General features: G+C 72.1%; 10 protein-coding genes. 2 read left to right on the forward strand and 8 right to left on the reverse strand.

Translation table 11 applies throughout. The annotated features are described in order from the left end of the window. Nucleotides 1–355 precede the first annotated feature (355 nt). Nucleotides 356–658, forward strand: coding sequence for an ArsR/SmtB family transcription factor (locus ACYVE9_RS06900; protein WP_461026836.1), 303 nt, complete (start codon nt 356–358; stop codon nt 656–658). Further along, the gene (locus tag ACYVE9_RS06905) at nt 655–1,044 is read left to right on the forward strand and encodes a VOC family protein (RefSeq protein WP_461026837.1); all 390 of its coding nucleotides are present in this window, start codon (nt 655–657) and stop codon (nt 1,042–1,044) included. Before ACYVE9_RS06900 ends, ACYVE9_RS06905 begins: the two co-directional genes overlap by 4 nt. Nucleotides 1,045–1,183: 139 nt before the next feature. On the opposite strand, the gene gatB is transcribed toward ACYVE9_RS06905, so the two are convergent. From gatB to ACYVE9_RS06945, 8 genes are all read right to left on the reverse strand, one after another. Further along, nucleotides 1,184–2,692, reverse strand: coding sequence for an Asp-tRNA(Asn)/Glu-tRNA(Gln) amidotransferase subunit GatB (gene gatB / locus ACYVE9_RS06910; protein WP_461026838.1), 1,509 nt, complete (start codon nt 2,690–2,692; stop codon nt 1,184–1,186). A 28-nt stretch (nt 2,693–2,720) separates the two neighbouring features. Next, nucleotides 2,721–2,972: a hypothetical protein gene (locus ACYVE9_RS06915; RefSeq protein ID WP_461026839.1), complete on the reverse strand. Its 252-nt coding sequence runs from the start codon at nt 2,970–2,972 to the stop codon at nt 2,721–2,723. Next, a complete protein-coding gene (gatA, locus tag ACYVE9_RS06920) occupies nt 2,969–4,462 on the reverse strand; it encodes an Asp-tRNA(Asn)/Glu-tRNA(Gln) amidotransferase subunit GatA (protein WP_461026840.1) in 1,494 nt (497 codons plus the stop codon). Before gatA ends, ACYVE9_RS06915 begins: the two co-directional genes overlap by 4 nt. A gap of 5 nt (nt 4,463–4,467) precedes the next feature. Then, nucleotides 4,468–4,764 (reverse strand): Asp-tRNA(Asn)/Glu-tRNA(Gln) amidotransferase subunit GatC, encoded by a 297-nt coding sequence (gene gatC, locus ACYVE9_RS06925; RefSeq protein ID WP_461026841.1) that lies wholly within the window; start codon nt 4,762–4,764, stop codon nt 4,468–4,470. Nucleotides 4,765–4,892: 128 nt separating this feature from the next. Beyond that, entirely contained in the window at nt 4,893–7,070 is a 2,178-nt protein-coding gene (locus tag ACYVE9_RS06930) for a putative bifunctional diguanylate cyclase/phosphodiesterase (RefSeq protein ID WP_461026842.1), read from the reverse strand. A 237-nt stretch (nt 7,071–7,307) separates the two neighbouring features. Further along, nucleotides 7,308–9,488: an NAD-dependent DNA ligase LigA gene (gene ligA / locus ACYVE9_RS06935; protein WP_461026843.1), complete on the reverse strand. Its 2,181-nt coding sequence runs from the start codon at nt 9,486–9,488 to the stop codon at nt 7,308–7,310. Between the two features lie 15 nt (nt 9,489–9,503). Continuing rightward, nucleotides 9,504–10,517 (reverse strand): methionine synthase, encoded by a 1,014-nt coding sequence (locus tag ACYVE9_RS06940; RefSeq protein ID WP_461026845.1) that lies wholly within the window; start codon nt 10,515–10,517, stop codon nt 9,504–9,506. Between the two features lie 36 nt (nt 10,518–10,553). Next, nucleotides 10,554–11,264, reverse strand: a complete 711-nt coding sequence (locus tag ACYVE9_RS06945; RefSeq protein ID WP_461026844.1) for an SDR family oxidoreductase — start codon at nt 11,262–11,264, stop codon at nt 10,554–10,556. Nucleotides 11,265–11,355: the final 91 nt, after the last annotated feature.

Genomic DNA, 11,355 nt, shown 5'->3' on the forward strand with positions numbered 1-11,355 from the left:
CTCGCACGGTTGCCGCCCCTGCTCGGCGTCCCGCGCCGCGGCTGCGACCGCCTCGGCGGCCAGCCGCTCCGACGCGGCCTCCCGGTGCAGCTGCTCCATCCTCGCTTGTACTCCCAAAATGTCCTGGTACACGGTTGCTCCCCTGTCCGCGTCGCGCCCTGCCGGTCCCCGGCGGTACTGCCGGGGTGGCGTCGGGTGCCTGACGTGTACCGAGACTGCGCGCTGAGGAGGTGTCCGCGCATCGGGCAACTGCCCACACCGGAGGGCTCTGGGGCCTTACCCGGCCGGCGGGCCGACTGGGGACACGGCAGCACCCGACTCGACAGGCAAGTGATTGCTTGCCTATTCTGAGGCCGTGCCCGACGACCTGTTCAAAGCCCTGGCCGACCCCACCCGCCGCGTCATTCTCGACGAGCTGACGGAGCAGTCCGGGCAGACGCTGTTCGAGATCTGCGCGCGACTGAGCACGAAGCACCGACTCGGCATCTCGCGCCAGGGGGTCTCCCAGCACCTCGCCGTGCTGGAGGCCGCCGGACTCGTCGAGACCCGGCGGGAGGGCCGCTACAAGTTCCACGACCTGAACACCGCTCCGCTGCGGCGGATAGCCGAGCGATGGCCCGTGCCCGACACCTCAGGACCAGAGAAGAGCACCCCATGAAGATCCATCTGACCAGCGTCTTCGTCGACGACCAGGCCAAGGCCGAACGCTTCTACACGGAGGTCCTCGGCTTCGTGAAGAAGCACGACGTGCCGGTGGGTGAGGACCGGTGGCTGACCGTCGTCCCGGCTGAGGAGCCCGACGGCGTCGAGCTGCTGCTCGAACCGGCCGGCCACCCGGCCGTCAAGCCCTATCGCGACGCGCTCGTCAAGGACGGCATCCCGCTCGCCCAGTTCGCCGTCGACGACGTGCGGGCGGAGTACCGGCGGCTGCACGGTCTCGGCGTCCGCTTCACACAGGAACCCCTGGAAACGGGCCCCGTCACCACTGCCGTCTTCGACGACACCTGCGGCAACCTGATCCAGATCGCGTCCGAGCCACGGTAGGCACCCACCCGCGTGGTCGACCCCCGCGGCGGCCCGACCGCCCGGCCCGCACGTCCGCACGCGCGGAAGCCGGGAGCACACACGACGCGGTCCCCGCCCCCTGCGTCGGGGAGTGGGGACCGCGGACGTGCGGGAGGTCTCAGCCCTCGGCGCCGAGCTTCTCCAGGATCAGCTCACGCACCCGGGCCGCGTCGGCCTGCCCTCGGGTGGCCTTCATGACCGCGCCGACGAGCGCGCCGGCCGCGGCGACCTTGCCGGACCGGATCTTGTCCGCGATGGCCGGGTTGCCGGCGATGGCCTCGTCCACGGCGGCGCCGAGCGCACCGTCGTCGGAGACGACCTTCAGGCCGCGCTTCTCCACGACCTCGTCCGGGGTGCCCTCACCGGCGAGCACACCCTCGATGGTCTGCCGGGCCAGCTTGTCGTTGAGCGAGCCCTCGGCGACCAACGCGCACACCCGGGCGACCTGCTCGGGAGTGATCGGCAGCGCGGTCAGGTCGCGGCCCGTCTCGTTGGCGTTCCGGGCGAGTTCGCCCATCCACCACTTGCGGGCCTGGTCGGCGGGCGCGCCGGCCTCGATCGTCGCCACGATCGGGTCGATCGCGCCGGCGTTGAGCACCGACTGCATCTCGTGCTCGGAGACGCCCCACTCCTCCCGGAGCCGCTTGCGGCGCAGCCGCGGCAGTTCCGGAAGCGTGCCGCGGAGTTCCTCGACCCACTCGCGGGTGGGTGCGACGGGCACCAGGTCGGGCTCGGGGAAGTAGCGGTAGTCCTCCGCCTCCTCCTTGACGCGGCCCGAGGTGGTGCTGCCGTCCTCCTCGTGGAAGTGGCGGGTCTCCTGGACGATCGTGCCGCCGCCGTTGAGGACCGCGGCGTGCCGCTGGATCTCGAACCGGGCGGCGCGCTCGACGCTGCGCAGCGAGTTGACGTTCTTCGTCTCGCTGCGGGTGCCGAACTTCTCCCGGCCGTGCGGACGCAGCGACAGGTTGACGTCGCAGCGCATCTGGCCCATCTCCATGCGGGCCTCGGACACCCCGAGCGCCCGGATGAGTTCCCGCAGTTCGGCGACGTAGGCCTTGGCGACCTCGGGGGCGCGCGCGCCTGCGCCGGTGATCGGCTTGGTGACGATCTCGATCAGCGGGATGCCGGCCCGGTTGTAGTCCAGCAGCGAGTGGGACGCGCCGTGGATGCGGCCGGTGGCGCCGCCGACGTGCAGCGACTTGCCGGTGTCCTCCTCCATGTGGGCGCGCTCGATCTCCACCCGGAAGACCTCGCCGTCCTCCAGCTGGACGTCCAGGTAGCCGTTGAAGGCGATCGGCTCGTCGTACTGGGAGGTCTGGAAGTTCTTCGGCATGTCCGGGTAGAAGTAGTTCTTCCGGGCGAACCGGCACCACTCGGCGATCTCGCAGTGCAGGGCGAGACCGATCCTGACGGCCGACTCGACACCGGTCGCGTTGACGACCGGGAGCGAGCCGGGCAGACCCAGACAGGTCGGGCAGGTCTGGGAGTTGGGGTCGGCTCCGAGGGTCGTGGAGCACCCGCAGAACATCTTGGTCCTGGTGCCGAGTTCCACGTGGACCTCGAGGCCCATGACGGGGTCGTAGGTCGCCAACGCGTCCTCGTACGACACCAGGTCAATGACAGTCACGACAGAAGTGCCTTTCGCAGGGTCCGCGTCAGTCGTCCGCGAGGATGTCGCCGTCGGCCGCGCGGCGCAGCTCGCGCACGAGCAGCGCGACGCCGGTGGCGATGGCGGCGGCGGAGACGACCGCGTCGATGAGCTGGAGCGTGTCCTTCTCGAAGCGGGCGTTCCTGGCCTGCTTCACGACGCTCACCGCACCGAACAGGGTGGTGCCGATGGACAGGTAGGTGCCGGGCCGGGACTTCCGGAAGCCCCGGATGTTCTTGGCCTTGCTGAGTTTGCTCACAGCGACGGTGCCTCCTCAAGCAGCGGGTGACCCCACCGGGACTGGAACGCGGCCTCGACGGCCGCGCCGACCCGGTAGAGACGGTCGTCGGCCATGGCGGGCGCGATGATCTGCAGGCCCACCGGCAGCCCGTCCTCGGGGGCCAGGCCGCAGGGCAGCGACATGGCGGAGTTGCCCGCGAGGTTGGACGGGATGGTGCACAGGTCGGCCAGGTACATGGCCATCGGGTCGTCGGCGCGCTCGCCGATCGGGAAGGCGGTGGTGGGTGTGGTCGGGGAGACCAGCACGTCCACCGACTCGAAGGCCCTCTCGAAGTCCCGGCTGATCAGGGTGCGGACCTTCTGCGCCGAGCCGTAGTAGGCGTCGTAGTAGCCGGAGCTGAGCGCGTAGGTGCCGAGCATGACGCGGCGCTTGACCTCGTCGCCGAAGCCGGCCTCGCGGGTGAGGGCGGTGACCTCCTCCGCGGAGCGGGTGCCGTCGTCGCCGACCCGCAGGCCGTAGCGCATCGCGTCGAACCGGGCGAGGTTCGACGAGCACTCGCTGGGCGCGATCAGGTAGTAGGCGGCGAGCGCCTTGGTGAACGCCGGGCAGGAGACCTCGACGATCTCGGCGCCCAGCTCCCGCAGCAGCTCCACCGACTCGTTGAAGCGCTGCATCACGCCGTCCTGGTAGCCCTCACCGGACAGCTCGGTGACGACGCCGATCCGCATGCCGCGGACCTCGCCGCTGCGGGCCGCCTCGACGACCGGCGGCACCGGCGCGTCGACGGACGTGGAGTCCATCGGGTCGTGCCCGGCGATGACCTCGTGCAGCAGTGCCGCGTCGAGCACCGTGCGGGCGCAGGGGCCGCCCTGGTCGAGCGACGAGGAGAACGCGACCATGCCGTAGCGGGACACGCCGCCGTACGTGGGCTTGACGCCGACCGTGCCGGTGACGGCCGCGGGCTGCCGGATCGAGCCGCCGGTGTCGGTGCCGATGGCCAGCGGCGCCTGGAAGGAGGCCAGCGCGGCGGCCGAGCCACCACCGGAGCCGCCGGGGATGCGGGTGAGGTCCCACGGGTTGCCGGTGGGGCCGTAGGCGCTGTTCTCGGTGGAGGACCCCATGGCGAACTCGTCCATGTTGGTCTTGCCGAGGATCACCACGTCGGCGTCCTTGAGCCGCTTGGTGACGGTGGCGTCGTACGGCGGGATCCAGCCTTCGAGGATCTTGGAGCCGACCGTGGTCGGCACGCCCTCGGTGGTGAAGATGTCCTTCAGGGCGAGCGGCACGCCGGCCAGCGGGCCCAGCTTCTCGCCCCGGGCACGCTTGGCGTCCACCTCGCGGGCGGTGGCGAGCGCGCCCTCCCGGTCGACGTGCAGGAAGGCGTGCACCTTCTCGTCGACGGCCTCCACCCGTGCGAGGTGCGCCTCGGCGACCTCCACGGCGGTGACCTCGCCTGCGGCGATGCGCGCTGCGGTCTCGGCTGCGGTGAGCCTGGTCAGATCGGCCATGTCGTTCACTCCTCACCCAGGATCTGCGGCACCTTGAATCGCTGCTGCTCCTGGGCGGGCGCTCCGGAGAGCGCCTGCTGGGGAGTCAGGCTCGGACGGACCTCGTCCGGGCGCATGACGTTGGTCAGCGGCAGCGGGTGGGAGGTCGGCGGTACGTCCTCGGAGGCGACCTCGGAGACGGTCGCGACCGCTCCGATGATGTCGTCGAGCTGTCCGGCGAAGTGCTCTAGCTCTTCACCGGACAGCTCCAGGCGCGCCAGCCGAGCGAGGTGGGCGACCTCCTCGCGCGTGATGCCAGGCATGCAGCGATCCTTACGGGTTCTTGGCTGAGTGGGCCGGGTGTTCCGGGTGTGCGCCCCAATCCTATGGCTCCCGCGCCGCGGCCCGTGTCGGCCGGGCTGACACCGGCCGCGGCCACTCCGGTGGAAGGTCACTGCACGGGTTGCTCCGAGCTCTTCCCCACCGGGGGGACGGGCGCTGCGTCGGGTGCGGGCACGCCGGGCGGCAGCGCCCGGCGCGCGCCGTCCCTGGCCCGCAGCCAGACCGTGGCCTCCTCGGGCGGCATCGCCGCGGCGACCAGCCAACCCTGCACCGCGTCGCACCCCAGGTCGCGCAGCCGCTCCCAGGTCTCGTCGTCCTCGACGCCCTCGGCGACCACCAGCAGGCCCAGGGAGTGCGCGAGGTCCACGGTGCAGCGCACGATCTCGGCGTCCTGGGTGTCGTGGGCCAGCCGGGCCACGAAGGAACGGTCGATCTTCAGCTCACTGACCGGCAGGCGGCGCAGGTGCACCAGCGAGGAGTAACCGGTGCCGAAGTCGTCGAGGGACATCTTGACGCCGTGCCCGGTGAGGCCGGCGAGGGTGATGGCCGCCTGCTGCGGGTCCTCCAGCAGGACGTGCTCGGTGATCTCCAGTTGGAGCGAGCCGGCCGGTACGCCGTGCCGGGCGAGCCGGGCGGCGACCGCGCCCGCGAAACCGGGGCTGTGCACGTCCCGCGGCGAGATGTTCACCGCGACCGGCGCCGTGAGGCCCACCGAGCGCCACCGCGCCACCTGGCGCAGTGCGGCCTCCAGCACGTACTCGGTGAGATGCGGCATCAGCCCGGAGCTCTCGGCTATGGCGATGAACTCGTCCGGCGGCACCTTGCCGCGCTCGGGATGCACCCAGCGCACCAGGGCCTCCAGCCCGGCGACCTCACCGTCGAAGCGGACCTTGGGCTGGTAGTGCAGATCCACCTCGCCCGCCTCCAGCGCGCGCCGCAGATCACCCAGCAGGCCGAGCCGGTCGGGGGTGTTGCCGTCCCGGCTGGCGTCGTACACCTCGACGTCGCTGCGGTCCCGCTTCGCCTCGTACATCGCGACGTCGGCCCGGCGCAGCAGGCCCTCCGCCTCACCGGCGTGGTCGGGGTAGACGGCGAGCCCGGCGCTGGCCTCCAGCACCAGGGTGAGGCCGTCCAGGTCGAGCGGGGAGCTGAGCGCCGCGACGAGGCTGCGGGCGACGCGCTTGGCGCTGGTCGTGGAGTCGACGGTCGGCAGCAGCACGGCGAACTCGTCCCCGCCGAGCCGGGCCGCCTCGGCGTCGCGGGGCAGGGCCAGCCGGAGCCGGTCGGCGATCTGGAGCAGCAGCCGGTCGCCGGCGAGGTGCCCCAGGGTGTCGTTGACGGACCGGAACCGGTCGAGGTCTATCAGCACCAGCGCGGCCCGGGTCCCGTGGCGTTCCGCCTCGTCGAGTGCCGTCCAGGTGCGTTCCATCAGCCACAGCCGGTTGGGCAGTTTGGTCAGCGGGTCGCGGAGCTGCTCCTCGGCTCTGGCCCGGGCGATCCACAGGGTGGAGTCGAGGGCGATCAGCGGCACGGCGAACAGCGGCAGCAGCACCGGCATGTGCACGGCGACGACCACGACGAGCGGCGAGATGCACAGCAGCGCGACGCAGACCAGGCCCTGGCGGATCAGCGCGGTGCGGGTGGCGGTGGGCAGGCCGCCGCGCGGGGTCAGGCAGTACCACAGCAGCAGCCGGGTGACGAGCAGGTAGGTGCCGGCGGCGATGAGCACCTCGGGCAGCGCGGACCACTGCCAGTCGGCGGGTGTCCAGGGGAACTCGACCGACGGGTGGGTGCCGAACGCGGCCATGGTCAGGGCGGAGGCCCCGATGCCCAGTATGTCCGCGGCGCCGTGCACGAGGGCCTGCCGCCAGCGGTGGTGGCGGGCGGTACCGACTAAGAACACCACGGCCAGGCTGACCAGGGTGGCGGGCACCCAGCCGTAGAGCAGCAGGATCGCCAGGGTGAGCGCGGCACCCGAGCCGGTGCCGCCCCACCAGCGGTCCCGGCCGAGCGCGACGAGATGGGCGACGATGAGCCCCGTCAGCGCGGCGAATGCCCAGCCGACGGTGCCGCCGGGGAAGAGGGACCGGCCCTGGTCGAACACCCGGTAGACGCCGACGGCCAGGGCGAGGGCGGCGGCACCGGCACCGCACGCCGGAAGTCCGGGCGCCGCTGCCGCGGCCAACTGCCCGACGCGGCGCGCGAGACCGGCTGCTTCTCCCCGCGGAACGTGCGCACGACCCTGTGGAAGGCCGGCTCGCCCCCGCTCCTCAGGTGTCTGCTGCATGCGCGTCCCTCTCAAGGCCCGTCGGTGCCCACGCCACGGCAGGCGCACGTATCCACACTAGGCCGCGGATCGGCAAGAGGGCAGCGATCGGCCGGGGTTGCCCGAATGCGGACCTGCGCGACCTGCCGGCCCGTCAGATGCGGCGCGGCCGTGTTCGCAGTACGGAACCCGCTGCCGACGCGCGATTCGAAAGACCCTCGTACGCGATTCGAACATCGGGCGGCGGCAGCGGCGCCGTCACTCCGGCGGGTTCACGGCGTTTTCCCGCGCCGCGTCGGGGCCGCTCTCCAGAAGTACGGCGAATCCCCGCTCGTCGAGAATGGGCACCTTCGCCTGCACTGCTTTGTCGTACTTGGAACCGGGATTCTCGCCGACCACCACGAAGGAGGTCTTCTTGGAAACGGAACCGGTGACTTTCGCGCCGAGTTCCTGCAGTGCCGCTTTCGCGCCGTCCCGGGTGTGCGACTCCAGCGTGCCGGTGACCACCACGGTCAGGCCCTCCAGCGGGCGCGGCCCGGTGTCCTCGCCGCCCTCCTCCTCCATGCGCACACCGGCGGCCCGCCAGCGCTCGACGATGTCGCGGTGCCACGGCTCGGCGAACCAGTCCTTGACGGAGGCGGCGATCGTCGGGCCGACGCCCTCGGTGGCGGCGAGTTCCGCCTCGTCGGCCTCCGCGATCCGGTCCAGCGAGCGGAAGCCCCGGGCCAGGGCCTCGGCCGCCACCGGGCCCACGTGCCGGATGGACAGGCCGGTGATGACGCGGGCAAGCGGGCGGTTCTTCGCCTCCTGGATGTGCTCCAGCATGGCGAGGGTGTTCTTGCGCGGCTCGCCCTTCTGGTTGGCGAACAGCGTGACGACCTTCTCCTCGCCCGTCTCCGGGTCCCGCTTGGGCAGCCCGCTGTCCGGGTCGAGCACGTAGGACTTGATCGGCAGCAGCTGCTCGACCGTGAGGTCGAAGAGGCCGCCCTCGTCCCGCAGAGGCGGTTCGGACGGCTCCAGCGGCTGGGTGAGGGCCGTCGCCACCACGTAGCCGAAGTTCTCGATGTCGAGGCTCTTGCGGCCCGTGAGGTAGAACAGCCGCTCCCGCAACTGCGCGGGGCAGGAACGGGCGTTGGGGCAGCGCAGGTCGATGTCGCCCTCCTTCATGGGGCGCAGCGCGCTGCCGCAGTCGGGGCACTCGGCCGGCATCACGAACTCGCGCTCGCTGCCGTCGCGGAGGTCCGCGACCGGGCCGAGGATCTCGGGGATGACGTCGCCGGCCTTGCGCAGCACGACGGTGTCGCCGATCAGTACTCCCTTGGACTTCACCACCTCCTGGTTGTGCAGGGTGGCGAACTCCACCTCGGAGCCGGCGACCATGACCGGCTCCACCACGGCGTAGGGCGTGACCCGGCCGGTGCGGCCGACGCCGACCCGGATGTCGAGCAGCCTGGTGTTGACCTCCTCGGGCGGGAACTTCCAGGCGATGGCCCAGCGCGGCGCCCGGGAGGTGGAGCCCAACCGCCCCTGGAGCGGGATCTCGTCGAGCTTGACCACCGCGCCGTCGATCTCGTGCTCCAGCGCGTGCCGGCGCCGGCCGGACTCGGCGATGAACTCCCTGACGCCCGCCATGGAGTCGACCACCCGGTTGTGGTCGGAGGTGGGCAGGCCCCAGCCCCTGAGCAGCTCGTAGGCGTGGCTGAGCCGGTCGAGCGCCATGCCCTCCAGAGCGCCGATGCCGTGCACCAGCATGCGCAGCGGCCGGGACGCGGTGACCTTCGGGTCCTTCTGCCGGAGCGAGCCGGCGGCGGCGTTGCGCGGGTTGGCGAACGGCGGCTTGCCGTCCGCGACCAGCCGCGCGTTGAGCTCCTGGAAGCGCGCCATCGGGAAGAAGACCTCACCGCGGATCTCCACCAGGGACGGCACGTCCTCACCCGTGAGCCGCTCCGGGATGTCGTCGATGGTGCGGACGTTGGGGGTGATGTCCTCGCCCGTGCGGCCGTCGCCGCGGGTCGCGGCCCTGGTCAGCCGGCCGTTCTCGTAGGTGAGGTTGACCGCGAGGCCGTCGATCTTGTGCTCGCAGAGGAAGTGGTGCGGCAGCCCTTCGAGTTCCCGGCCGAGGCGCTCGGCCCAGGAGTCCAGCTCCTCGTCCGAGAAGGCGTTGTCCAGCGACAGCATGCGCTCGCGGTGCGCGACCTCGGTGAACTCCGTGGCGTAGCTGCCGGCGACCTTCTGCGTCGGCGAGTCGGGGGTGCGCAGCTCGCTGTACTGCTCCTCCAGCGCCTCCAGGCGGCGCAGCAGACGGTCGAACTCGGCGTCGCTGACGACGGGCGCGTCCCGCACGTAGTAGCGGAAGCGATGCTCCTCGATCTGCTCCGCCAGTCGCATGTGGGTCTCCCGCGCCTCGGCGGGCACTGCTGCGTCCTGTTCGGCAGCCACCGTTACGTCCTCCCGTTACTCAGGGTTGTCTGCGAGCGATCTCGCCGCCCGGACGCAGTGGGCGTGCGCCTCCCGGGCGTATGCCGGCGAGGCACCCGCGAGACCGCAGGCAGGGGTGACCACCACGGACTCCGCGAGGAGTCCGGGCGCCAGCCCCAACCTGCGCCACAGCGACCTGACACCCATGACGCTACCGGCAGGGTCGGACATCGCGCCGGAGCCCGGCTCGACCGCGGGCAGCACGCCGGCGAAGAGCGCGAGTCCGCCCTCCACTGCCTCGCCCAGCACCTCGTCCTCACCCTCGGTGAGCAGCGCGGCGTCGAAGGACACGCCGGTGGCGCCGGCCCGCCGCAGCAGGGCGAACGGCACCTGCGGCGCGCAGGAGTGCACCACCACCGGGCTGTCGCCGGCGGCGCGCACCAGCGTGCGCAGTGTGTCCTCGACGACCGCCCGGTCCACCGCCCGGTGGGTGCGGTAGCCGCTCGCGGTCCGCACCTGCCCGGTGAGCACCGCCGTGAGCGACGGCTCGTCCAGTTGCAGCACCACACGCGCACCGGGCACCCGGCGGCGCACGTCGGCGAGGTGTGCGGCGAGCCCGTCGGCCAACGAGGCGGCGAGGTCACGGAAGGCACCGGCGTCACCCAGCATCGCCTCGCCGCTGCGCCGCTCCAGCGCGGCGGCCAGCGTCCAGGGGCCGACCGCGGCGACCTTCACGGCACCGGTGAAGCCCTGCGTCGCCTCCTCCAGCGCGTCCAGGTCCTCCCCGAGCCAGGCCCGGGCCCGCCGGGTGTCCCGGCCGGGCCGGTCGCTGATCCGCCAGCCGCTCGGTTCCACGTGGGCGTACAGCTCGGTCAGCAGGCCGGCGGTGCGGCCGATCATGTCGGCCCCGGGGCCGCGGGCGGGCAGTTCCGGCAGGTAGGGCAGCTGTTCCAGCGAGCCGACGACCGTCCGGACCGCTTCCCGGACGTCCCCTCCGGGCATCGATCCGATTCCGGTGGCGGCGGCTGGTCCCCAGCTGAACTTCGCGATGTCGTTCACTCCGGCAGCCTACGAGTCCGCGACCGGCTACCGCGCCCGGCCACCCGGCCGGATGCTCAGGTCGCTGATCTCGGTACCGCGCGGCATGTCCAGCGCGGTCAGCACCGTCTCGGCGACGGACTCCGCGCTGACGAACCGCTCGGCGTCGTACTCCTTGCCCTCCTGCTGGTGCACCTTCGCCTGCATGGGCGTCGCGGTCCGGCCCGGGTAGACGCTCGTCACCCGGATGCCGTACTGCTCCTCCTCGCCGCGCAGGGCGTCCGCCAGCGCCTTGAGGCCGTGCTTGCTCGCCGCGTAGGCGCTCCACTGCGGGTTGGCGCGCAGCCCGGCGCCCGAGTTCACGAACAGCAGATGACCGCGGGCCTGGCGCAGTTGGGGCAGCAGCAGCCGGGTCAGTTCGGCGGGGGCGACCAGGTTGGCCGCCAGCGTCGCCTGCCAGACCTTGGGGGTCAGTTCGGCGACGGTGCCCAGTTCGACGACACCGGCGACGTGCAGCAGCGAGTCCAGTTCCTCCGGCAGCGTCTGGTGTCCCAGCGCCCAGGACAGCCGTTCCGGTTCCGCCAGGTCACCGACCAGGGTGCGGACCGTGCCGCCGACGCCTTCGAAGCGGGCCGCCAGTTGACGTGCCCGGCCTGCGTCGCGGGCCAGCAGCCACAACTCGTCGCCGCGTTCCAGCAGCCGCAGTGCGACCGCCTCGCCGATGCCGGATCCCGCTCCAGTGATCAGATGGGTAGCCATGGCCCCATGATCCCCCATACCCGAAGGGAGCAGTGGCCGCACCGGCCCTGCCGCCCACCGGAGTGCCTGGTCCGGGCGCCGACGCCGCGTC

This window comes from Streptomyces sparsus, assembly GCF_054776295.1.

What these genes read in the sequence shown, in the direction of transcription:
- ACYVE9_RS06945 (WP_461026844.1), bottom strand. Translation starts at nt 11,264, where the DNA reads ATGGCTACCCATCTGATCACTGGAGCGGGATCCGGCATCGGCGAGGCG.
- ACYVE9_RS06930 (WP_461026842.1), bottom strand. Translation starts at nt 7,070, where the DNA reads ATGCAGCAGACACCTGAGGAGCGGGGGCGAGCCGGCCTTCCACAGGGT.
- gatC (WP_461026841.1), bottom strand. Translation starts at nt 4,764, where the DNA reads ATGCCTGGCATCACGCGCGAGGAGGTCGCCCACCTCGCTCGGCTGGCG.
- ACYVE9_RS06905 (WP_461026837.1), top strand. Translation starts at nt 655, where the DNA reads ATGAAGATCCATCTGACCAGCGTCTTCGTCGACGACCAGGCCAAGGCC.
- gatA (WP_461026840.1), bottom strand. Translation starts at nt 4,462, where the DNA reads ATGGCCGATCTGACCAGGCTCACCGCAGCCGAGACCGCAGCGCGCATC.